A 21,487-nucleotide genomic window follows, 5' to 3' on the forward strand; every position below is an offset into this window, starting at 1 on the left:
AACGCGCATTCACGCCGAGGCGAGGACCGAGTCGATCGCCGAGTAGAACAGGCCGAGGCCGTCGTCGCTGGGTCCGGTGAGCGGCTCCGTGGCGTGCTCGGGATGCGGCATCAGGCCGACGATCCGCCCGTTAGGGCTCGAGATACCGGCGATGTCGAGGGACGAACCGTTCGGGTTCCGCTCGGGGAACCGGAACACGACGAGCCCCTCACCCTCCAGCTCCTCGAGCTTGCGCTGCGAGGCCACGTAACGTCCTTCGCCGGACTTGAGCGGGATGAGGATCTCCGCACCCTGCTCGAAGCGGGTCGTCCAGGCCGTGGTGTTCGACTCGACGCGCAGCCACTCGTCGCGACAGATGAAGTGCAGGCCCTCGTTACGGGTCAGGGCACCCGGCAGCAGCCCGGCCTCACAGAGCACCTGGAAACCGTTGCAGATTCCCAAGATCGGCATCCCCTTGCCGGCTGCCTCGACGACCGATCCCATCACCGGAGCGAAGCGGGCAATGGCCCCCGCGCGCAGGTAATCGCCGTAGGAGAATCCGCCGGGGACGATGATCGCGTCGACGCCCTTCAGGTCGGCGTCGCCGTGCCACAGCGCGACCGGTTCGGCGCCGGCCAGCCGGACCGCGCGGGCGGCGTCGACGTCGTCGAGGGTGCCGGGGAAGGTGATGACCCCGATGCGTGCTGTCATGTGCTGCTCTCTACTCCGCGACGCGCGAGACGTTGAAGTTCTCGATGACGGTGTTGGTCAGCAACTCCTCGGCGATGCGCTCCAGCGTCGTGTCGTCGACCGTGTCGTCGACCTCGAGCTCGAAGCGCTTGCCCTGACGGACGTCGCCGATCCCACTGAACCCGAGCCGGCCCAGGGCGCCGACGATGGCCTGCCCCTGCGGGTCGAGAATCTCGGCTTTGGGCATCACGTCGACCACCACTCGCGCCATGGACCGCTCCTCAATGTCTGCTGGTCGGTTGTCGCCTGACCGGTGTTCTCCCGATCAGTTCACGCCGGTCAGCTTACCGGGTGCACCAAATCGGCTCAGAGCACGGATTCGATGGCGGCGACGACCGTCGGATCGGTCGGCTCGGTGCGCGGACGGAAGCGGTTGACCACCTCACCGTCGGCGTTGACGAGGAACTTCTCGAAGTTCCACTGGATGTCGCCGGCCTCCCCGTCGGCGTCGGCGTGCCGGGTGAGTTCGGCGTAGAGCGGGTGACGCGCCTCGCCGTTGACGTCGGTCTTCTCCAGCAGCGGGAAGGTCACCCCGTAGGTCGCCGAGCAGAAGGTCGCGATCTCCTCGGCGGTACCCGGCTCCTGCCCCATGAACTGGTTGCAGGGCACTCCGACGACGGTGAGTCCCTTGTCTCCGTACGTCTTGGCGAGTTCCTCCAGGCCGGCATACTGCGGCGTGAGGCCGCACTTGCTGGCGACGTTCACCACGAGCAGCGGTCCGCCGAAGTCCTTCAGCGAGACGTCGGAGCCGTCCAGAGCGGTAACGGGGATGTCCTTGATGTTGGCCATGGCTGTCAGATTAGACGGCGCCCGCGCCGCCTTCGGGAGACCCGGGTCACAGGTGCCGCCACGGTATGCGCAAGGTCACCGTTAATTGCGTTTCGGCAATAGTTGCATTCGGGTTAGCATCTTTCGGTGTCCGGAGAATGCAGGTCGAACAGCGGCGCCGACGAGTCGGTGAACGCTGCGTCGTCGGCGCTCAACGCCTTCCTCGAGCGGCTCATCGATCTGAGCCGGCCCGAGGCGCTGGAGAGTCTGGCGGCAAGCGAGGTCACGTTCTCGCAGCTCCGGATCCTCTCCACGCTTGCATGCCAGCCCGGGCCGATGCCGGTCAACGCGATCGCCGATCACGTTCAGCTGTCCCTCGCGGCCGCCGGCCGGACGGTGGACAAGCTGGTGACCGGAGGTCTCGTCGACCGTCGAGAGGACCCGTCCGACCGTCGGGTCAAGCGCATCTCCCTCACCGACGCGGGCCGGCGCTACCTCGAGACCCATCTGGCCGTGAAGCGCGGGACCATCCGGCACTTCGTCGCCAACCTGCCCGCCGACATGCGCGACAACCTCTGCGCGGCACTGCGTCCCATCGTCGACGACGGCGTCGACCATTTCTGTCTGCCCACCGACGGACGGCAGGCCTCGTGACTCCCCTCTCCTACCTCGTCGCTCCCTGATCTCTGACCACCGACCCTCACGGGGTCGAACGAGCCCACAGACTTCTCTGCCGCGGATGGCCGCGGCACGCCCATTTCTCGCCCGACCGATAGGAACACGCGAATGACCTCATCCACAGGTGGCCATCTGCACGACGGCCCACCCGACACCAAGCTGGACCGTCACGTCCTGCTGGTCGCCGGCGTGGTCGTGCTCGGCGCGATCATGTCGATCCTCGACGTCACCGTGGTGGCGGTCGCCCAGAACACCTTCCAGCAGGAGTTCGGCACCGACGCCGCGGGCGCCGCCTGGACCGCGACCGGTTACACCCTGGCACTGGCGGCGGTGATCCCGTTGTCGAGTTGGGCGGCATCGCGTTTCGGCACCAAGCGCGTCTACCTCGTCTCGCTGGTCCTGTTCACCGTGGGTTCGGTGTTGTGCGCGCTGGCGCCGAACATCGGCATGCTCGTGGCCTTCCGCGTGATCCAGGGACTCGGCGGCGGCATGCTGATGCCGATCGGCATGATGATGCTGACCAAGGCGGCCGGTCCCGAGCGGGTCGGTTCGGTCATGGCCGTGCTCGGTATCCCGATGCTCCTGGGTCCGATCTCGGGCCCGATCCTCGGCGGCGTCCTCATCGAGCAGCTGAGCTGGCACTGGATCTTCCTGATCAACGTCCCGATCGGCATCATCGCGCTGGTTTACTCGTGGATCGTCCTGCGCGATGACGCGGAGACCAGCCGCCCCTCGATCGACGTCGTCGGTCTGTTGCTCCTGTCGCCGGGGCTCGCGTTGTTCCTGTTCGGTATCTCCTCGAGCGCCGAGCACCGCACGTTCGTCACGGCATCGGTTCTGGTGCCGACCATCATCGGTGCACTGCTGATCGTGGCCTTCATCGTGCACGCCCTGCGCAAGAAGAACCCGCTGCTCGACCTGCGGCTCTTCGCGAACCGCACACTGAGCATCTCCGTCATCACGATGGTGCTGTTCATGGTCGCGTTCTTCGGTGCGGCGCTGCTGTTCCCGCAGTACTTCATCGGCGTGCGCGGCGAGTCCACGTTGACCGCCGGTCTGCTGCTGGCCCCGCAGGGCATCGGCGCCATGCTCACCATGCCGATCGCCGGCCGTCTCACCGACAAGATGGGTCCGGGCAAGTTCGTGCTCGCCGGCATCGTCCTGATCGTGCTGGGTCTGAGTACGTTCATGTTCCTCGGCGCCGAGACCTCGTACTGGCTGATCTGCGGTTCGCTGTTCGTGCAGGGTCTCGGCATGGGCATGACGATGATGCCGATCATGTCCGCGGCTCTCGCGACACTCAGCAACCCGCAGGTCCCGGACGGTTCGACGCTGCTGAACGTCATCCAGCAGTCGGCCACGTCGATCGGTACGGCCGTCATCTCGGTGATCCTGGCCAGCAGTCTGGCGAGCCGACCCGAGGCGGGACTGGCGATCATGGCGAACACCTCCGACGATCCGCTGCCGCCGGGCGTGCCGAACCCGTTGCCGGAGTCGTTCTTCGAGACGGCCGCGGACGTGTTCTCGAGTACGTTCACCATCTCGGTGGTCCTGATCGTCCTCACCCTGATCCCCGCGTTCTTCCTGCCCCGCAAAAAGATCGCGTCGCCTCTCACCGAAGAGGACATGGACCGCGGTCCGATCATGATGCACTGATCATCGCCTGCTGATCGCAAACCAAAGCCCCACCGACTCCCGGGTCGATGGGGCTTTGTGGTTTCGACAAGCTCAACCAGCGGAAGGTGAGCTCGACCAGCGGAAGGTGAGCTCAACCAGCGGAAGGGTGAGCTCAACCAGCGGAAGGTGAGCTCAACCAGCGGAAGGTGAGCTCAACCAGCGGGAGTATCGAGCGCGCCCGACTGCTGCAGGATCCACGCGATCTCGAAGGCGACCTCTTCCCACTGCTTGTAGCGTCCGCTGACGCCGCCGTGGCCGGCGGACATCTCGGTCTTCAGCAGTACCGGGTTGTCCGAGGTGGTCTTCTCCTGCAGTCGCGCAACCCATTTCGCCGCCTCGGTGAACAGCACCCGGGTGTCGTTGAGCGAGGTCAAGGCGAGGATCGGCGGATACGGCTTCGCGTCGACGTTCTCGTACGGCGTGTAGGTCTTCATGTACTCGTAGACCTTCGGGTCGTGCAGCGGGTCACCCCACTCGTCCCACTCGATCACCGTGAGGGGCAACGACGGATCGAGGATCGAGTTCAGCGCGTCGACGAACGGCACCGACGCCAGGATCCCGTTGAACAACTCGGGCGCGAGGTTCGCGACCGCACCCATCAGCAATCCGCCCGCGGACCCGCCCTCGGCGACCATCTGCTGCGGTGTCGTCCACCCGGTGTCGACGAGATGCCGTCCTGCGGCGACGAAGTCGGTGAAGGTGTTCCGCTTGCTGAGTTCCTTGCCGTTCTCGTACCAGTAGCGCCCCATCTCCCCACCGCCGCGGATGTGGGCGAGGACGAAGACCATGCCGCGATCGAGCATCGACAGTCGCGCCACCGAGAAGTACGGGTCGATACTCGCCTCGTAGGAGCCGTAGCCGTAGAGGAGCAGGGGCGCCGGCTTGGCGGCGTCGGTTTCCTTGCGCCGCACCACCGACAGCGGGATACGGGTGCCGTCCTCGGCGACGGCCCACTCCCGCGACTGCACGTAGTCGGCCGGGTCGTAACCACCGAGCACGGGCTGCCGCTTGAGCAGGGTCCGCTCGCCGGAGGCGACGTCGAGCTCGATCAGTTCCGCCGGTTCGATGAAACTGCCGTATCCGATGCGGAGCCTCGGGGCACGCCATTCCGGGTTGGCGCCGAGGCCCGCGGAGCTGAGCTCCTGGTCGAAGGTCACCTCGTGGAAATCCGATTCGACCGGGATGCCGTCGATCTGCCGCAGATCGGCGATGGCGAGACGCGGCAACGCATCTCGGCGGTAGGACAGGACCAAGTAGTCGGCGAAGGCGTCCAGGTCCTCGATCCGGCGTTGCGGATCGTGCGCGATCAGCGGACGACGGGCCGACAAGTCGGCGACCGGCGCGAGATCGATCGCGAAGTTCTCCGCCTTCTGCCCGTCGCGGACTTCGTTGTGCACGATGACCAGATAGTCCTCGCCACCGATGACGGCGTGCTCGACGCTGTACTCGACACCGTCGATCCGCGGTGCGACGCTGCGGAATTCACCCGTCGGATCGTCGGCGGCGAGCAGATAGCTCTCCGAGGTGATCTTGGACCCGACGCCGATGACGAGGTACTTGTCGCTCCGGGTGGTGCCCATCCCGACCCAGAACCGCTCGTCGGGCTCGTGGAATACCTTGACGTCGGCAGTCCCGGCACCGATGTCGTGGCGCCACACCGTGTCCGGGCGCCAGGCGGCGTCGACCGTCGAGTAGAAGACGTGCCGGGCGTCCGCCGACCACACCGCACCCCCCGACGTGTCGCGAACCTCGTCGGGGAGCAGTTCCCCGGTGCGAAGGTCTTTGACGCGCAGGGTGTATCGCTCGTCCCCGACGATGTCGATGCTGTAGGCGAGCCAGTTGCCGTCGTCGCTGACGGTCAGCGCCCCGAGACTGAAGAAATCGTGACCCTCCGCCTCGACGTTGGCGTCGAGCAGGATCTCCTCGCCGGGCAGCGGGTCGTCGCCCACCTCTGGCGGGGTCCAGTCGTCCTCGGACCGGATCGGGCACCGGCACGACGTCGAGTACTGCTTGCCCTCATGGGTTCGCCCGTAGTACCAATGCCGCCCGCGCCGGTTGGGCACCGACATGTCGGTTTCCTTGGTGCGGCTCTTGATCTCACCGAAGATCTGCGTGCGCAGGTCCGCCAGCTGCGCGGTGTGTGATTCGGTGAAGGCGTTCTGCGCCTCCAGGTAGGCGATGACCTCCGGATCGTCCTTGTCGCGCAACCATTCGTAGTCGTCGACGAAGGTGTCACCGTGGTGGGTGCGTTCGGTGGGCACCTTTTTGGCCACCGGCGCGGTGACCGGAGCGGCGTTCATGATGGTCTTCTCGTCGGTCATCAGATCACCTCTGCGTCGGGCCAGTCCGCGAAGGACTTTCGCGAGATCCATTCGTAGGCATCGATATAGCGCTGCCTCGTACGGTCGACGACGTCGTCGGGCAACGGCGGCGGCGCTTCATCGGACGCCCGGTCCCACCCGGATTCGGCACCGGTGAGCCAGTTCCGCACGATCTGCTTGTCGAAGCTGGGCTGCACCTTGCCGGCCTCGTAGGTGGCGGCCTCCCAGTACCGCGACGAGTCGGGGGTGAGCACCTCGTCGGCCAGGACGAGTTCGCCGTCGGCCCCGCGGCCGAACTCGAACTTGGTGTCGGCGAGGATGATTCCGCGCTCGGCGGCGACGGCGGCGCCGCGCGCGTAGATGTCGAGGGTGGCCGATCGCAGCGCCTGCGCCAACTCCTCCCCCTCCTGCTCGACGACCCGCTCGAAACTGATGTTCTCGTCGTGCTCACCCTGCTCGGCCTTGGTGGCCGGCGTGAAGATCGGTTCGGGGAGCTTGCTCGCCTCCGACAGTCCCGCCGGCAGTTCGACACCACACACCGACCCGGTCGCCTGGTAGTCGAGCAGGCCCGACCCGGTCAGGTAGCCGCGGGCGACGCATTCGACCTGCACCATCGGCAGTCGACGGACCACCATCGACCGGCCCACGACCGACGCCGGGATCCGTTCGTCGGTGGGGCCGCCGGCCAGGTGGTTGGGCACCCCGAGTTCGTCGAACCAGTAGAAGCTCATCGCCGTCAGGATGCGCCCTTTGTCGGGGATCGCGGGACTGAGGATGTGGTCGTAGGCCGAGATCCGGTCGGACGCCACCAGCAACAGGGTGTCGGCGTCGATCTCGTAGATCTCGCGGACCTTCCCCGACGCCAGATGACGGTAGGACTGCAGTTCAGGACGCATGGACTCGACCCTAGAGGGTGAGGTGACCCCGCGGGGCGGCAGGGACCACCCGTCCGGCCGTGGGCCCCGGGGTCTGCGATCCTGGACCGATGAGCGAGCCGCACATCACCATCACCTACTGCACGCAGTGCAACTGGCTGCTGCGGGCGTCGTGGATGGCCTCGGAACTGCTGAACACCTTCGGCACCGAGATCGGCTCGGTGACCCTCGTCCCTGGCACGGGCGGGGTGTTCGCCATCGACGTCGACGGCACCCAGATCTGGGAACGCAAGCGCGACGGCGGCTTCCCCGGTGCTCCCGAACTCAAGCGTCGCGTGCGCGACACCGCCCTCCCGGACTGGAACCTCGGCCACTCCGACGTCAGCGCGCCGGAGTGACCCCGTTCCCTAATCCGAGGAGCCGCACATCACTGCTCCCTGAGGTGTGAGGAGCGAAAGCGACGAGCCACGAAGGGCTCGCGAGACACCTCACCAGGCCCTTCGTGGCTCGCTTCGCTCGCACCTCAGGGAGCAGATGGGGTCGCTTTCCTCGCACCTCAGGGAGCAAATGGGGTCGCGCTCCTCGCACCTCAGGGAGCAGGGGGTAGCAGGCACTCCGACGTCACCGCGCCGAAGTGAGATGGCGGAGAGCTACAGGATTGGCGCCGGCGAGTAGCCCGCGGCGTTGGGGTACTGCCCGATGATCTTCTCCGCGGCCGCGATGACGTCGGCGACCTGCTGTTCGGCGGCACCGACGAAGGCCGTCTTGTCGGCCAGCAACGCGTCGAGCTGCGCGCGGTCGAGCGGGATGCGGTCGTCGGCGGCGAGCCGGTCGAGGAGGTCGGGTTCGCGTCCCTCCTCCCGCATGGCGAGCGCGACCGCGACCGCGTTCTCCTTGATCGCCTCGTGCGCGGTCTCCCGCCCGACGCCGGCGCGCACCGCGGCCATCAGGACCTTGGTGGTCGCGAGGAACGGCAGATAACGGTCGAGTTCGTTGGCGATCACGGCCGGGTAGGCGCCGAACTCGTCGAGCACCGTCAGGAAGGTCTCCATCAGTCCGTCGATCGCGAAGAACGCGTCGGGCAGGGCCACGCGACGGACGACCGAGCAGAAGACGTCGCCCTCGTTCCACTGCGCGCCCGCCAGTTCGGCGGCCATCGAGCCGTATCCGCGGAGTACGACCGCGAGCCCGTTGACGCGTTCGCAGCTGCGGGTGTTCATCTTGTGCGGCATCGCCGAGCTGCCGACCTGACCGGGCTGGAAGCCCTCGGTGACCAGCTCGTGGCCCGCCATCAGCCGGATGGTGTGGGCCAGCGACGACGGCGCGGCCGCCAGCTGCACGAGTGCCGACACCACGTCGTGGTCGAGCGACCGCGGATAGATCTGGCCGACCGAGGTGAACGAGCGGGCGAACCCGAGGTGATCGGCGACCCGGCCCTCGAGGTCGGCGAGCTTCACCGCGTCGCCGCCGAGCAGGTCGAGCATGTCCTGCGAGGTGCCCATCGGCCCCTTGATCCCGCGCAGCGGGTAGCGGTCGATGAGTTCGCGCAACCGGGTGAGCGCGATCATCAGCTCGTCGGCGGCCGAGGCGAACCGCTTGCCGAGCGTGGTGGCCTGGGCGGCAACGTTGTGACTGCGTCCGGCCATCACCGTCGACGAGTAGTCGGCGGCGCGTGCGACGATGCGCGCGAGCACTGCCACGCCGTGGGCGTGGACGTGTTCGAGCGAACGCAGGATCTGCAGCTGCTCGACGTTCTCGGTGAGGTCGCGGCTGGTCATGCCCTTGTGGATCTGCTCGTGGCCGGCCAGGGCGTTGAACTCCTCGATCCGGGCCTTCACATCGTGGCGGGTGACCCGTTCACGCTCGGCGATGGATGCGAGATCGACCTGGTCGACGACGCGCTCGTAGTCGGCGATGGCGTCGGCCGGTACGTCGATGCCGAGGTCGCGCTGCGCCTTGAGGACCGCGATCCACAGTCGCCGTTCGAGCTCGATCTTGGTGCTCGCCGACCACAGTTCGGCGAGATCGGCGGAGGCATAGCGGCTGGCCAGGACGTTGGCGATGACGGGCTTCGACACCCGGTCAGTGTAGGTCGCGGCCGTCGCGATCCTCAAAACCCGGAGAGGGCCGCGCACACGCGGTCAGAACGCGATGCACGCCCCGTTGGACCCGTAACCCTGTCGCACGCGGACGAACGTCGGCGCCGACACCTTCCCGTTCTGCACGGCATACAGATACTTGTCACCGGTCCGGTGCGGCACCCAGGTGGTCGAGGCGAGCGCACCCTGCGGCAGGTCGCGTCCGACGAAGCGCGGCGGCAGACCCGCCTTGACCTCGAAGAACTCGACCCAGCCGGACGAGTTGACCGCCACGGTCAGCGGATAGGTGCAGCCGGTGCCGTAGACCGCCGAGGAGAACGGGACCGACGCATCGACCCGCCCGGCCGGCGCGGCCTGCGCTGTCGGGGCGACGAACGCCGTCGCTGCCATGACGGCCGCGCCGAGCGCGGCCCCGACTCCCACCATCCATCGTCTCGCTGACACGCGATCCCCTTCCCCGTCGGTGACCTGACGCCCCATCGTGTCATCGCCGCGTCCACCGCGCGGTGAGTTCGCGAGGTTCGGCCCGGACACTCCGTCCGGTCACTCCCGTGGGGCGAGGACGTCGACGACGTCGAGCAGGGCGTCGCGCACCGCGTCGACCGGTCGTACGGCCGTCTGGGACAACGCTCCCACGATCGCTCCGTCCTCGATGCCGATCAGTTGCGCGATGTGCGCCGGATCGGCGACCCGGTGCGACTTCACCAAGACCTCGCAGTGGTGGAACGCCAGCGATTGCCCCCGGCTCGCGACGACCTCGCGCAGAAGCGGATACCGGGCCGCGAGCGCGATCATCTCGTACCGCGCGGACAGTTGCTGGAGGGTGGTGTCGGAACCGACGAAGACGTCGGCGAGGGCACCCGCCGTCGCCGTGCTGCCCCGGTGCCGGCGCGGAAGAGCGTTGCAGCGGGCGGCGACTGCGGTCTCGTCGTGCGCGCACAGATAGGCGGCGGCCTCGGCCATCAGGTCGTCGAGGGAACCGAAGTAATAGGTGGTCGACGCCAGCGGTAGTTGCGCGCGCTCGGCCACCGCGCGATGACGCACCGCATCGAAGCCTCCTTCGAGCAGCAACTCGCCGGCAGCCTCGATCAGTCGAGACCGCCGCCGCGCACCCTTCGGTGTCGCCGCCGAGGTCATCATGGGAGTCAATGCTGCCAAAGGGCCGGTACCGTCGTATCGCTTTCACCAAAGCGATACACGCCCAGGCGGATTCCCGTATAAGCCCGCTGACCTCGGCGGAATGCCCGACGGCGGTCGGCCGTCAGTCGGACGTCGGACAGAGGGGTACGACGACCACACCCGCGGTTACCGTGACCTCATGCAGTTCGACGGCCTCCATGCTGTCGCCGATTACGCGGCGCTCTACACCTGTCTGCGGCAGGTCGCGTTCGCCGACTTCCTGCGCGAACGGCTCGGTAGCTTCGAGTCGCGCTGCGACCCGGCGGAGCGGTCCGTCGTCTTCACCTCGACGGCCTCGTCCGACCCGGACGGGCACCGCGACTGTGTCCGTTCACGTGCCACCCTGATCGCGGTCATCGAATCGGACGCGATCGTGTGGGGGTGGGCCCATCCTCGCGGCGAACCGGCGGGTCCAGCCGCCGCGCTGCGCGACGTCGGCGCCCGATTCGGCGTCGATGATTTCGCCGTTCCCCGGGTGTCGTTGCCGCCCAGCCTCTCTCGCGACCAGATCGCCGACTACCGGACGCAGGCGATCGACATCGTGGCCGCGGCCGCGGTCGAGAGCACCGGGATCAGTCCGTACTGGACGGCACAGCACGACGACGGGGATCTCGCGGTGTACCTCCTCGACGACGTCGCGCTGCCCGAACCGACCTTCGCCGACTTCGCCACCACGATGCCGACGGTGATGAGATCACTTGCGGTCAACGATCATCGGGTCGCGATCCACGGGATGGCCGCGCGACGCGGCTGGCACATCAGCTGGCGCACCGGCTCCGACGGCGGCCGGTCGCCGATCTGCGACGTCACCGACGGCGAGTCGGTGGCGCACGTCGAGTTCGACCGGCGCGCGCGGCCCGTCGACTTCAGCTGTGAACTCGTCGGGCAGGCCTGAGACACTCGCCGTTCGCCCCACGCCGGCGTGCGGAACCGTGCGACGATCGGGACATGTCCCCCGACAGTCACGAGGACCCCGACATCACCCATCTCCGGCAGGCGATCGACCTCGCCGCCCGGGCCCGGACGCGCGGCGACCACCCGTTCGGCTCACTGCTTGTGGCGCCGGACGGCAGCGTGGTCGCCGAAGCGATGAATTCCGTGGACACCTCGGGTGACCCGACCGGGCATGCCGAGACGAACGTCGTCCGCGCGGTCGGGCACCTCGATCTCGACACGCGCGCCGAGCTGACGCTGTACACCAGCACCGAGCCGTGCGCCATGTGCGCCGGCGCGATCTACTGGGCCGGGGTCGGGACGGTCGTCTACGCGCTCGGCGAGGACGACCTGCGGGAGATGACCGGCGACGATCCCGCCAATCCCACGCTGGCGATGCCGTGCCGACGGGTCTTCGAGGCGGGCAGTCGGCCGATCGTGGTACGCGGTCCGTTCGCGATCGACGCCGCACACGAGGTCCACGACGGTTTCTGGCAGCACAGCTGAGAGGAATTCCTCACAACGGTGCGCGTCGGGAGCCATTCCGTTGCGGCGGGACGGGGGTCGGCCATTACCCTGTTGACTCGATGACCCGAGTGCCACCCCTCCCCAGCAATCCCGACGAACACGCCCGTGCGTTCGTCGGGCGTCGTGCTGTCCTGGCCGCCGGCCTCGGCGCCGCCGCCCTGGGGGTCGCCGCGTGCTCGGGGTCGACCCCGCCGACGTCGGTGGAGCCCCGCAAGCTCGAGGGTCGGGCCGACGATGAACTACCGGTCGAGGCGTCGCCGCCACCGGTCACCGGCGGCCCACCGCTGATCACCGGCAGCTTCCGCTCGGCGCGCATGGCCGGGCGTGACACGCGCTGGGCCGTCGCCCGGCCCAACGGGGTGACGGGCACCCTGCCCGTCGTCGTCGTGCTGCACGCGCTCAACACCAACGAGAAGTCGATCTTCGGGCCGAAGCTCGAGATGCAGTCGGTGATGCAGCAGTACGTCGACGCCGGGAACGCGCCGTTCGCGCTGGCCGCCGCCGACATCGGGCGCAACTACTACCACCGACGCACCGACGGCGCCGACGGGGGCGCGATGATCCTCGACGAGTTCCTGCCGATGCTCGCGAGCAACCCCGACCTGGACCTGTCCACCGAACGCATCGGCCTGTTCGGATGGTCGATGGGCGGGTACGGCGCGTTGCGCCTGGCGGCCATGCTGGGTTCGCCGCGTGTCGCCGCGGTCGCGGTCAGCTCCCCCGCGATGTGGGCCGACCCGCGCAACTTCCCGCCGCGCGCCTTCGACGGCCTCGCCGACTACCAGGCGAACTCGCTGTTCGGGGCCCAGCCGAAGTTCGCGAAGATCCCGCTGCTGATCAACATCGGCTCGAGCGACCAGTTCTACACCTACACACGGCAGTGGGCCGCCGGACTCCGGCCACCGGCGGCGTTCGGGACCGCGGCGGGTGGTCACACCAATCGCTACTGGCGCAGCGTCCTGCCCGAGCAGGTCGAGTTCCTCGGGCGGAACCTGGCGGTCTGAGTCGACCGTCATTCCCTATTTCGTTCTCGCTCAACCGATTTCGGTGAACGGGAACGAGGGAGCGAGACTCAGATGCTGATCCGGCCCTCGAGGGCGTTGCGGCCGATGTCGCGGCGGAAGTGCGAACCGGGGAGCTTGATGTTCGCGATCCGCGCGTAGGCCTGCTCGCGGGCTTCGGCGAGATCGGCGCCGGTGCCCACCACCGCGAGCACCCGCCCACCCGAGGAGACGACGGCGCCGTCGGCGTTGCGCGCGGTGCCGGCGTGCAGAACCCCGTCGGTGTCGGCACCGGTGATGAGGTCGCCGGTGCGCGGCTTGCCGGGGTAGTTCTCCGCGGCGACCACGACGGTGACCGCGGCCCCGTCGCGCCACTGCAGCGGCGGGAGGTCGGCGAGGGTGCCGGTGGCGGTCGCGTGCAGCGCCTGCCCGAGCGGCGATTCGAGCAGGGCCAGCACCGCCTGGGTCTCCGGATCGCCGAAGCGACAGTTGAATTCGACGACGGCGGGCCCGTCAGACCCGATCGCCAGACCGGCGTACAGCAGGCCGGAGAACGGGATGCCTCGTCGAACCATCTCGGCGGCAACGGGTTTGACGACCTCGTCGACGATGCGCGTGGTCATCTCGGCGGGCAGCCAGGGCAACGGCGTGTAGGCACCCATCCCGCCGGTGTTCGGTCCGGCGTCGTCGTCCCCGACGCGCTTGTGGTCCTGCGCGGGCAGCAGGGGCACCACGGTCTCGCCGTCGACGAGGCAGAACAGCGACACCTCCGGCCCGTCGAGGAAGCTCTCCAGCAGGACGGGGTGGCCGCTCTCGAGGCACTCGGCCGCGTGATCGCGGGCGACGTCGCGGTCGGCGGTGACGACGACGCCCTTGCCTGCGGCGAGTCCGTCGTCCTTGACCACCCAGGTCGGGCCGAAGCGGTCGAGCGCGGCGTCGAGCCGGGCGGGGTTGTCGACGATCTCGGCGTGGGCGGTCGTGACCCCCGCGGCCTTCATGACGTCCTTCGCGAACGCCTTCGACCCCTCGATCTGCGCGGCCTCGGCACTCGGACCGAAGGTCGCGATGCCGGCCGCGCGCAGGGCGTCGGCGACCCCGAGGACCAGGGGCACCTCGGGACCGATGACCACGAGGTCGGCGCCGATCTCGCGTGCCAGCGCGACGACCGCGTCGCCGGAGACGGCGTCGACGGGATGGTTCGTGGCGATCGACGAGGTGCCGGCGTTGCCCGGGGCGACGTGCAGGTCGGTGACCGCCGGATCGTTCGCCAGACCGATGAGGAGGGCATGTTCGCGGCCGCCCGAGCCGATCACGAGTACGCGCACGTCCATGACTCTAAACGCCGGTACCCGTGACCGCCCAAACGGTGTCGGCGCCGGTCAGCTCGTGGGCTGGGTGAGGTCGTACAGGGTCACGCCGTCGACGGTTGCGGCGGTGAAGTTCTCCTGCACCCAGGTGCTGATCTGCGACGACGGTTGCGACGAGTTGCCGCCCATGCCGCCCCCCATACCGGGACCAGAACCGCCACCGATGAAGTAGTGGATCTTCTTCGCGGCCACGAGCTGCTGGAATTCGGCCAGGGTCGGCGACGGATCGCTGCCGTTGAATCCGCCGATCGGCATCACCGAGTGTCCGGTCTCGAGCTGGTAGCCCGACGCCGACATCGAGCCCACGGCAGCTGCGACCCACGTGTACTCGTCGGCGTCGGCGGTGAGCCTGTCCACGAGCGCCGCCGACGGCGTCGAACCACGGAGCAGTCCCCCGGCGGCTCCGTCGCCACCGCGACCGCCCCCATCCTGTTGACCCATACCGGGCATCCCCTGCCCGGGTGCTCCCGATCCCTGCGGTGGCATGCCGGGCATGCCCCGTCCGCCGGGTCCACCCGGGCCACCTCGTCCACCCGGCCCACCGCCACCGGGACCGAATTCGCCCTCGACGCGCGGTCCGGCGGTGATGATGGATCCGCTCTTCTCGGTCGCGATGGTGTCGACGGTGTAGGCGACCGGCCCGGCCAGGCCCGCCATGATGGCCCCGATGAGCGCTGCGGCCGCGACGGTCCGACGCTGGGTGAAGACCATGGCCACCGCGGCGAGGAGTCCCACGACGAGGACCGCGTATCGCAGCCACGGCACGAAGTCGGGTGTGCGATCGAGCAGGACGAAGCCCCAGATCGCGGCGGCCGCGACGGAGATCCCGAGCGCGATCCGCACCCACAGCCGGTCCCGGTGCGACCAGCACACCGCCGCGCCGCCGGCGACGACCGCGGCGACCGCGGGAGCCAGTGCCGCCGTGTAGTACTGATGGAAGATCCCGGCCATGAAGCTGAAGACACCCATCGTGACCAGCAGCCACAGCGCCCAGACGACCAGATACGCACGGCGCGGGTCGGTTCGTCGGGCCCTGCCGATCAGTACGAGTGCCACGGCGGCGAGGATCAGGCCGGTCGGGATGAGCCAGGCGATCTGACCGCCCTGCGCGGGTTCGAACATCCGCAGCCAGCCGGTCTCGCCCCACGCGCCGCCCCCGCCTCCGGGGCCACCCGGTCCACCGCCCATGCCCTCCATCGCGTTTCCCCCACCACCGGGGACGACGGCGCCGGTCTCGTTGCCGTTGAGCCGGCCCAGGCCGTTGTAACCGAGGGTCAGCTCGAGGATCGAGTTGTTCTGCGAGCCACCGATGTACGGACGCGACGATGCGGGCCACAGCTCGACGGCCAGAATCCACCAGCCCGCGCTGACGATCATCGCGCCGAGCGCGGCGAACAGTTGTCCGATCCGGCGCAACCAACCACGCGGCCCGAACGCGAGGTAGGTGATCGCCAGCGGGGGCACGATCAGCATGACCTGGAGTTGCTTGGTGAGGAAACCGAAGCCGACGAACACGCCGGTCAGGATCAACCACCGCCAGCGACCGTCCTCGAGTCCCTTCATCATCGACCAGACCGCGGCGATCATCAGCAGGATGAGCAGCGCCTCGGGGTTGTCGAAGCGGAACATCATCGCCGCGACCGGGGTCACCGCGAGGGTCACCCCCGCGACGATGCCGGCCCAGTGGCCGAAGTACTTCCGGGTGATCAGGTAGAGCAGCGCCACCGAGGCGACGCCCATCAGCGCCTCGGGCACCAGGATCGACCACGAGTTGACCCCGAAGATCCGGGCGCTGAGACCCGGAATCCACAGCGAGGCAGGCGGTTTGTCGACCGTGATGGAGTTCGCCATGTCCGACGACCCGAAGAACCACGCCTTCCACGACTGGGAACCGGCCTGGATCGCAGCCGAGTAGAAGGAGTTGGCCCACCCGTTGATCGACAGGTTCCACAGATAGGCCACCGTGGTGCCGACCAGTAGCGCCGCCAGCGAGAGACGTTCCCAGATGGCACTTTTCGCCGGTGAACGCGTCACTCCTAGGGAGTCTGCGGGCGCAACGGAGCCCGCCGGGGAGACGAGGGTGGTACTCATGCGGCAACCTCCGTGTGGTGAGCGGGTGCCTTGCGGAACACCCAGCGGAGACCGACGAACCGGGTGAGCGTCGCCACCAGGTTCGCGATCACCAGGATCATCAGTTCGATGTGTTTGGTCGCGTCGGGGGCGACGGTGTGGAGAACGAACAACGCACCCGAGGTGACGACCCAGCCGAAGAGGAAGACGCCGAGGCCGAAGAGCTGGTGACGCAGGGCGTTGTCGCGTCCGCGGATGCCGAAGCTGAAGCGCCGGTTGGCGGCGGTGTTGAGGACCGCGGTGATCGCGAGGGCGACCACGTTCGAGATCTGGGCGCCGAGGAACGAGTGCAGCGCGAGGAACAGCACCGCATAGGCAAGCGTCGAGGCCACGCCCACCACGCAGAAGCGGGCGAGCTGCCCGACCATGCCCGTCGGCACCCCGTCGAGCTGTGGTCCCGCGGCCCGGTCGCGGCCGATGGAGGCGCGTAGCTGGGCGATCGGCAACCGGCCCATCGCGAGTGCGAGCCCCACGCGCGCACAGCCTTTCAGATCCGCGATCGCGGTCGGCACGATGTCGACGGTGCTGTCGGGGTCGTCGACCCAGTCCACCGGCACCTCGGCGATCCGCAGACCGATCTGTTCGGCGAGGACCAGGAGCTCGGTGTCGAAGAACCAACCGGTGTCGGCGACGAACGGCAGCAGTTCGCGGGCGATGTCGGTGCGCATGGCCTTGAATCCGCACTGCGCATCGGAGAACCGGGCGCCCATCGCAGTGCGCAGCATCAGGTTGTACGAGCGGGAGATGAACTCGCGCTTGGGTCCTCGGACCACGCGTGCGGAGCGGTTGAGGCGCGTCCCGATCGCGATGTCGGAGTGCCGCGACACCAGCGGGGCGATGAGCGGCATCAGGGCGTTGAGGTCGGTCGAGAGGTCGACGTCGCAGTACGCGACGATCTCGGCGTCGCTGTGCTGCCACACCGCGCTCAGCGCGCGTCCGCGGCCCTTCTGTTCGAGGTGGACGACGCGAACGCCCTCGAGTTCACCGGCCAGTGCCACGGCGATCTCGAGGGTCTCGTCGGTGCTGGCGTTGTCGGCGACGGTGATCCGCGACGCGTACGGCACATGCGCGCGCAGGTGGTCGGCCAGACGACGCACCGACGACGCGAGGTCGGCCTGTTCGTTGTAGACGGGGACCACGATGTCGAGTACCGGATTCGGTGTGGAGCTGTCGGCGAGGGTGTACATGAGTGCCGTGTCGCCCGGCGGTGCTTCTGGGATCATGCCGACGACTCTCGGTCCCCAGGCTCCCGTCACTCTGCGTGCGAGCTGCCAGGTTCCTGTGAACGCATGCGCCCTGTGATCGGGGCGTGTGGACAGACCATGTCAGCGTGTCCGACGGCGCCACTACATTGGGGCGCATGGCCGCAACCCTCGCCCCGGACCAGCTGACCGCCGCCAACCGCGTCATCACCAGCCTGGCCGGTGAGGGCGCCGCGCTGCGTGACGACCAGCTCCGGGCCGTGACCGCGCTGGCCGGCCGCCCCGCCGACCCCACCGAACGCGGTGCGCGGGTCCTGGTGGTCCAGGCGACCGGGTGGGGCAAGTCGGCGGTCTACTGGTCGGCGACCGCGATCATCCGCTCGGGCGGTGGCGGGCCGACGCTGATCGTGTCCCCGCTGTTGTCCCTAATGCGCGACCAGGTCGCCGCCGCCGCCCGCGGCGGGTTGTCGGCGGCCACCCTCAACTCGTCCAACGTCGACGAGTGGTCGATGATCGAGGCACAGCTGCGCGCCGGCGACCTCGACGTCCTGCTCGTGTCGCCGGAGCGGCTCGCCAACCCGGGCTTCGGCCGCCGGGTCCTCGACGCCCTCGCCGGCAACCTGGGTCTGCTCGTCATCGACGAGGCGCATGCGGTCTCCGACTGGGGTCACGACTTCCGCCCCGACTACCGCCGTGTCGCCGACGTGCTACGCACCGTCAACCCGACGACGCCCGTCCTGGCCACCACCGCCACCGCCAACGGCCGTGTGACCGAGGACGTCGCTGCCCAGCTCGACGCCGGGGCCGGCGGTGAGCCCACCCTCGTCCTCCGCGGCCCGCTGGCGCGAAAGTCTCTGCACCTCAACGTCCTCGACGGCCTCTCCCCGGTCCAGCGGTACGGGTGGGTGGCCCAGGCGCTGCCGGCCCTGCCGGGGTCGGGCATCGTGTACGTGCTGACCGTCGCCGACGCCGACCGCCTGGTCGAGGCCATCCGGGCGGTCCACGGTGACTCCGTCGCGGTGGCGGCCTACACCGGCCAGCTCGACGCCGACCGCCGCCACGAACTCGAAGACGCGTTGCTGCGCAACGAGGTCAAGGCCCTCGTCGCGACGTCGGCGCTCGGAATGGGTTATGACAAACCCGATCTCGGATTCGTCGTGCATGTCGGGTCCCCGCCGTCGCCGGTCTCCTACTACCAGCAGGTCGGCCGTGCCGGACGCGCCCTCGACGACGCCGTCGTGATGCTCTTGGCGTCACAGACCGACGATCGGATCTGGGACCACTTCGCCACCGCGACGATCCCCGACCCGGACAAGATGCGAGATCTGCTCGGCGCGCTGGAGTCCGCGGACGAGCCGCAGTCGGTGGTGCAGCTCGAGGCTGCCACCCGATTCCGGCGCACCCGAATCGAATTGATGCTCAAGCAGCTGGCGGTCGACGGCGTCACCGACCGAACCCCAGACGGGTGGGTTGTCACGGGCAAGCCCTGGACCTACGAGTCCGAGCACTACGAGGGCATCCTCGCCGTGCGCCGTCGGGAGGCCGACATCATGCGCGCCTACATCGCGGGGCGCACCTGTTTGATGCGGCTGCTGACCGAATCACTCGACGACCCGCAGGCCGCGGACTGCGGTCGCTGCTCGGTCTGCCGGGGCGCCCTCAGCGAAGGACTCCCCGATTCGGTCGACGCCGAGATCGTCCGCACCGTGACCTCGACGCTGCGTCGCAAGGCCCAGACCCTGGACCCCCGCAAGATGTGGCCGGGCGGCGAATTCGGCCGTCGCGGAAGGATTCCCGCCGATCTCCTGGCCGAGCCAGGTCGTGTCCTGGCCCATGCCGACGCCCCGGAGTGGGTCGAGGTGCTGGCCGCGGCCCGCAACGGCGACGAGCGCGCGCTCGCCGAGTTGAGCGACGCCGCGGTTGCGACGCTGGCCGCGTGGGTGCGCGACACCGGTATCCGGGCCGACGTCATCGTGTCGCTCCGGCTGACCGGCACCGTCCTGGCCGAGACCCTGGCCGACCACCTGCGGAAGGTCGGGAAACGCGAGGGCGACAGCTTTTCCGTGCGCATGGGCGATCCGCCCACCGACGCGACCGGCGCGGTCGAGGCCGCGTACTGGCGCGACCACCTCGGCGACCCGCCCGACGTCGCGGGCCGCGCCGTGCTGCTCGTGGTCGACGCCAACGGCTCGGGCTGGCCGATCACCCTGGCCGCCGCCGCCCTCCGCGAGGCCGGCGCCACCGCGGTGCTACCGCTGCTGATCCACCGGACGGTGTGAGCCCTCCGCAAACCCACCCCTTTTCGGCATACCCAGCACCCTGACGAGGGGTGGGTTCGCCGAAAAGTGGTGGGTTTGCCGGACGGTCGGGTCAATCGGCGACGTACTCGCCGTACCCGAGCGACCGGAGGCTGGCGCGGATCTTCTCGGCCGCGGCGTCGAGGTCCTCGGGGCGGGCGTTCTTGTTCGCGTTCGCGAGGTCGAAGGTCTGCATCGAGAGCGCCGGGAACACGTGGACGTGCACGTGCGGGACTTCGAGGCCGGCGATGAGCAGGCCCATCCGCGGCGCGTCGAAGGCGTCCTTCACCGCGCGACCCACGTTCTGCGCGACGGCGCTGAGGTGCGCGAACGCGGCGGTGTCCATCTGCTCCCAGTGGTCGACCTCGGCGCGGGGAACCACCAGGACGTGACCGGGCGTGACCGGTTCGATCGTGAGGAACGCGACCGCCTCGCCGTCCTTCCAGACGAATCGACCGGGGAGATCGCCATTAATGATCATGCTGAAGACCGATGCCATGGGCCGAGTCTAGGTGGTGCGGGCGTCGCCACGGTGACGCTGCGGTCGACGGCGAGTGTTGTCCCGGGATGTCGGGGGTCCATGACATTCTTTTCGGTGTGAGTGGGCCAGAATCATCCCGGGCAGGACGCACCTCCCGAGCCGTCGTCGGATCCAGCGACGTCCTGGCCCGCGCCCAACGGTTCCCCCGCCTCCGGTACATGGGGTCGAAGTACCGGCTGCTGCCCCACCTCGAACGCACCTTCGCCGAGATCGGCGGGTCCACCGCGGTCGACGCGTTCTCCGGTTCCGGAGTCGTGTCCTATCTGCTGAAGGCGCAGGGCTTCGAGGTCGTCAGCAACGACTTCCTCAACTTCCCGCACATCATCACCCGCGCGTCGGTGGCCAATTCGAGTGTCCGGCTCGAGCCGGAACTGATCGAGGCCATCTGCGGTCCGCCCGCCGACGATCGCGACTACATCTCGCGGACCTTCGACGGGCTGTACTTCACCACCGAGGACCGTGCGTTCCTGGACTCCGCGTGGTCGCACATCGACGCACTGCGCGGTTACCGACGCGATCTCGCGATCGCCGCCCTCGTTCTCTCGGCCGCCCGCAAACAGCCCCGTGGCGTGTTCACCTTCACCGACTCGACGCGTTACGCCGACGGTCGTCGCGACCTGACGATGTCGCTGCGCGACCACTTCCGTCTGCGGGCGGCCGCGGACTACAACGCCACCGTGTTCAGCAACGGACGCAACAGCCGGAGCGTGCAGGGCGACATCTTCGACCTCGAATTACCCTGGGCAGCACCGGACCTCGTGTACCTCGACCCCCCGTATGCCCCGCCGACCGACGACAACGACTACATCAAGCGCTACCACTTCCTCGAAGGCCTGTCGGCCTACTGGCGCGGGATGAGCATCATGGAGAACACCAAGACCAAGAAGCTGCCGAAACGCTTCACGCCGTTCGCCTACAAGCGGACCATCGAGGACGCGCTGCTGCGTACCTTCGAGCATTTCGAGGACGCCGGCGCCATCGTGCTGTCGTACTCGTCGAATGCGTTGCCGGGCAAGGACCGAATCGTCGACCTGCTCGGGAAGGTCAAGCCGTCGGTGGAGGTCATCGCGATCGACCACAAGTACAGCTTCGGCACCCACGCGGCGGCGACCCGCCGCGACGTGAGCGAGTACCTGTTCATCGGCCGGGACTGAGTGGACGA

Annotated in this window: 20 protein-coding genes; 8 read left to right on the forward strand and 12 right to left on the reverse strand. The window is 68.6% G+C overall.

Annotated elements, in window-relative coordinates:
* Nucleotides 1-9: 9 nt before the first annotated feature.
* From purQ to KB201_RS09305, 3 genes are all read right to left on the reverse strand, one after another.
* Nucleotides 10-690: a phosphoribosylformylglycinamidine synthase subunit PurQ gene (gene purQ, locus KB201_RS09295; protein WP_058251220.1), complete on the reverse strand. Its 681-nt coding sequence runs from the start codon at nt 688-690 to the stop codon at nt 10-12.
* A gap of 10 nt (nt 691-700) precedes the next feature.
* A complete protein-coding gene (purS, locus tag KB201_RS09300; RefSeq protein ID WP_010844201.1) occupies nt 701-940 on the reverse strand; it encodes a phosphoribosylformylglycinamidine synthase subunit PurS in 240 nt (79 codons plus the stop codon).
* Between the two features lie 95 nt (nt 941-1,035).
* Nucleotides 1,036-1,518, reverse strand: coding sequence for a glutathione peroxidase (locus KB201_RS09305; RefSeq protein ID WP_058251221.1), 483 nt, complete (start codon nt 1,516-1,518; stop codon nt 1,036-1,038).
* Between the two features lie 126 nt (nt 1,519-1,644).
* Between KB201_RS09305 and KB201_RS09310 the strand changes: the two genes are divergently transcribed.
* Entirely contained in the window at nt 1,645-2,151 is a 507-nt protein-coding gene (locus KB201_RS09310; protein ID WP_058251222.1) for a MarR family winged helix-turn-helix transcriptional regulator, read from the forward strand.
* Nucleotides 2,152-2,283: 132 nt separating this feature from the next.
* On the forward strand, nt 2,284-3,831 hold the full coding sequence (locus tag KB201_RS09315) for a DHA2 family efflux MFS transporter permease subunit (RefSeq protein WP_058251223.1): 1,548 nt from the start codon (nt 2,284-2,286) through the stop codon (nt 3,829-3,831).
* A 173-nt stretch (nt 3,832-4,004) separates the two neighbouring features.
* Here KB201_RS09315 and KB201_RS09320 read toward each other — a convergent pair whose 3' ends face one another.
* Together KB201_RS09320 and KB201_RS09325 are read right to left on the reverse strand one after the other, a co-directional pair.
* Nucleotides 4,005-6,173, reverse strand: coding sequence for a S9 family peptidase (locus KB201_RS09320; RefSeq protein ID WP_078111675.1), 2,169 nt, complete (start codon nt 6,171-6,173; stop codon nt 4,005-4,007).
* Nucleotides 6,173-7,069, reverse strand: coding sequence for a phosphoribosylaminoimidazolesuccinocarboxamide synthase (locus KB201_RS09325; RefSeq protein WP_078111676.1), 897 nt, complete (start codon nt 7,067-7,069; stop codon nt 6,173-6,175). Before KB201_RS09325 ends, KB201_RS09320 begins: the two co-directional genes overlap by 1 nt.
* Before the next feature lie 89 nt (nt 7,070-7,158).
* On the opposite strand from KB201_RS09325, the gene KB201_RS09330 reads away from it, so the two are divergent.
* Nucleotides 7,159-7,446, forward strand: coding sequence for a SelT/SelW/SelH family protein (locus tag KB201_RS09330; RefSeq protein WP_211539003.1), 288 nt, complete (start codon nt 7,159-7,161; stop codon nt 7,444-7,446).
* A 252-nt stretch (nt 7,447-7,698) separates the two neighbouring features.
* Here KB201_RS09330 and purB read toward each other — a convergent pair whose 3' ends face one another.
* The 3 genes from purB to KB201_RS09345 all read right to left on the reverse strand — a co-directional run bounded on the left by purB (nt 7,699) and on the right by KB201_RS09345 (nt 10,284).
* The gene (gene purB, locus KB201_RS09335) at nt 7,699-9,126 is read right to left on the reverse strand and encodes an adenylosuccinate lyase (protein WP_211539006.1); all 1,428 of its coding nucleotides are present in this window, start codon (nt 9,124-9,126) and stop codon (nt 7,699-7,701) included.
* Between the two features lie 63 nt (nt 9,127-9,189).
* Entirely contained in the window at nt 9,190-9,591 is a 402-nt protein-coding gene (locus KB201_RS09340; RefSeq protein WP_058251411.1) for a hypothetical protein, read from the reverse strand.
* A 99-nt stretch (nt 9,592-9,690) separates the two neighbouring features.
* Entirely contained in the window at nt 9,691-10,284 is a 594-nt protein-coding gene (locus KB201_RS09345; RefSeq protein ID WP_175404307.1) for a TetR/AcrR family transcriptional regulator, read from the reverse strand.
* 181 nt (nt 10,285-10,465) lie between these two features.
* On the opposite strand from KB201_RS09345, the gene KB201_RS09350 reads away from it, so the two are divergent.
* The 3 genes from KB201_RS09350 (at nt 10,466) to KB201_RS09360 (ending at nt 12,791) form a co-directional block, all read left to right on the forward strand.
* Nucleotides 10,466-11,221 carry a DUF6882 domain-containing protein gene (locus tag KB201_RS09350; RefSeq protein WP_058251413.1) on the forward strand — a complete coding sequence of 252 codons (756 nt, stop codon included), beginning with the start codon at nt 10,466-10,468 and terminating at the stop codon, nt 11,219-11,221.
* Between the two features lie 53 nt (nt 11,222-11,274).
* On the forward strand, nt 11,275-11,766 hold the full coding sequence (locus KB201_RS09355; protein WP_058251228.1) for a nucleoside deaminase: 492 nt from the start codon (nt 11,275-11,277) through the stop codon (nt 11,764-11,766).
* Nucleotides 11,767-11,846: 80 nt separating this feature from the next.
* Nucleotides 11,847-12,791, forward strand: coding sequence for an alpha/beta hydrolase family protein (locus KB201_RS09360; RefSeq protein WP_058251229.1), 945 nt, complete (start codon nt 11,847-11,849; stop codon nt 12,789-12,791).
* Between the two features lie 68 nt (nt 12,792-12,859).
* Here KB201_RS09360 and purD read toward each other — a convergent pair whose 3' ends face one another.
* The 3 genes from purD to KB201_RS09375 are packed head-to-tail and all read right to left on the reverse strand — an operon-like array spanning nt 12,860 to nt 17,508.
* Nucleotides 12,860-14,113, reverse strand: coding sequence for a phosphoribosylamine--glycine ligase (purD, locus tag KB201_RS09365; protein ID WP_175401151.1), 1,254 nt, complete (start codon nt 14,111-14,113; stop codon nt 12,860-12,862).
* Between the two features lie 54 nt (nt 14,114-14,167).
* Nucleotides 14,168-16,246, reverse strand: coding sequence for a glycosyltransferase family 39 protein (locus tag KB201_RS09370; protein ID WP_078111677.1), 2,079 nt, complete (start codon nt 16,244-16,246; stop codon nt 14,168-14,170).
* Complete coding sequence (locus KB201_RS09375) at nt 16,243-17,508, reverse strand: bifunctional glycosyltransferase family 2/GtrA family protein (protein WP_078111678.1); 1,266 nt, start codon at nt 17,506-17,508, stop codon at nt 16,243-16,245. The genes KB201_RS09370 and KB201_RS09375 overlap by 4 nt, the downstream gene beginning before the upstream one ends.
* Nucleotides 17,509-17,645: 137 nt before the next feature.
* On the opposite strand from KB201_RS09375, the gene KB201_RS09380 reads away from it, so the two are divergent.
* Nucleotides 17,646-19,766 carry an ATP-dependent DNA helicase RecQ gene (locus KB201_RS09380; RefSeq protein WP_211539008.1) on the forward strand — a complete coding sequence of 707 codons (2,121 nt, stop codon included), beginning with the start codon at nt 17,646-17,648 and terminating at the stop codon, nt 19,764-19,766.
* A gap of 91 nt (nt 19,767-19,857) precedes the next feature.
* On the opposite strand, the gene KB201_RS09385 is transcribed toward KB201_RS09380, so the two are convergent.
* Nucleotides 19,858-20,283, reverse strand: a complete 426-nt coding sequence (locus KB201_RS09385; protein WP_004020640.1) for an HIT family protein — start codon at nt 20,281-20,283, stop codon at nt 19,858-19,860.
* Between the two features lie 200 nt (nt 20,284-20,483).
* Between KB201_RS09385 and KB201_RS09390 the strand changes: the two genes are divergently transcribed.
* Nucleotides 20,484-21,479 carry a DNA adenine methylase gene (locus KB201_RS09390; protein WP_211539139.1) on the forward strand — a complete coding sequence of 332 codons (996 nt, stop codon included), beginning with the start codon at nt 20,484-20,486 and terminating at the stop codon, nt 21,477-21,479.
* The last annotated feature ends 8 nt before the right edge of the window (nt 21,480-21,487 follow it).

Origin of the sequence: Gordonia sp. SCSIO 19800, assembly GCF_018132775.1 — a bacterium.
Lineage (GTDB): Bacteria > Actinomycetota > Actinomycetes > Mycobacteriales > Mycobacteriaceae > Gordonia > Gordonia hongkongensis.

Bases quoted from the DNA above. Each gene is read 5' to 3' on its own strand.
- purS (WP_010844201.1), bottom strand. From the start codon at position 940: ATGGCGCGAGTGGTGGTCGACGTGATGCCCAAAGCCGAGATTCTCGAC.
- KB201_RS09330 (WP_211539003.1), top strand. From the start codon at position 7,159: ATGAGCGAGCCGCACATCACCATCACCTACTGCACGCAGTGCAACTGG.
- KB201_RS09320 (WP_078111675.1), bottom strand. From the start codon at position 6,173: ATGACCGACGAGAAGACCATCATGAACGCCGCTCCGGTCACCGCGCCG.
- KB201_RS09375 (WP_078111678.1), bottom strand. From the start codon at position 17,508: ATGATCCCAGAAGCACCGCCGGGCGACACGGCACTCATGTACACCCTC.
- KB201_RS09315 (WP_058251223.1), top strand. From the start codon at position 2,284: ATGACCTCATCCACAGGTGGCCATCTGCACGACGGCCCACCCGACACC.
- KB201_RS09305 (WP_058251221.1), bottom strand. From the start codon at position 1,518: ATGGCCAACATCAAGGACATCCCCGTTACCGCTCTGGACGGCTCCGAC.
- KB201_RS09370 (WP_078111677.1), bottom strand. From the start codon at position 16,246: ATGAGTACCACCCTCGTCTCCCCGGCGGGCTCCGTTGCGCCCGCAGAC.
- KB201_RS09390 (WP_211539139.1), top strand. From the start codon at position 20,484: ATGGGGTCGAAGTACCGGCTGCTGCCCCACCTCGAACGCACCTTCGCC.
- KB201_RS09345 (WP_175404307.1), bottom strand. From the start codon at position 10,284: ATGACCTCGGCGGCGACACCGAAGGGTGCGCGGCGGCGGTCTCGACTG.
- KB201_RS09360 (WP_058251229.1), top strand. From the start codon at position 11,847: ATGACCCGAGTGCCACCCCTCCCCAGCAATCCCGACGAACACGCCCGT.
- purQ (WP_058251220.1), bottom strand. From the start codon at position 690: ATGACAGCACGCATCGGGGTCATCACCTTCCCCGGCACCCTCGACGAC.
- KB201_RS09355 (WP_058251228.1), top strand. From the start codon at position 11,275: ATGTCCCCCGACAGTCACGAGGACCCCGACATCACCCATCTCCGGCAG.
- KB201_RS09385 (WP_004020640.1), bottom strand. From the start codon at position 20,283: ATGGCATCGGTCTTCAGCATGATCATTAATGGCGATCTCCCCGGTCGA.
- KB201_RS09350 (WP_058251413.1), top strand. From the start codon at position 10,466: ATGCAGTTCGACGGCCTCCATGCTGTCGCCGATTACGCGGCGCTCTAC.
- KB201_RS09380 (WP_211539008.1), top strand. From the start codon at position 17,646: ATGGCCGCAACCCTCGCCCCGGACCAGCTGACCGCCGCCAACCGCGTC.
- KB201_RS09325 (WP_078111676.1), bottom strand. From the start codon at position 7,069: ATGCGTCCTGAACTGCAGTCCTACCGTCATCTGGCGTCGGGGAAGGTC.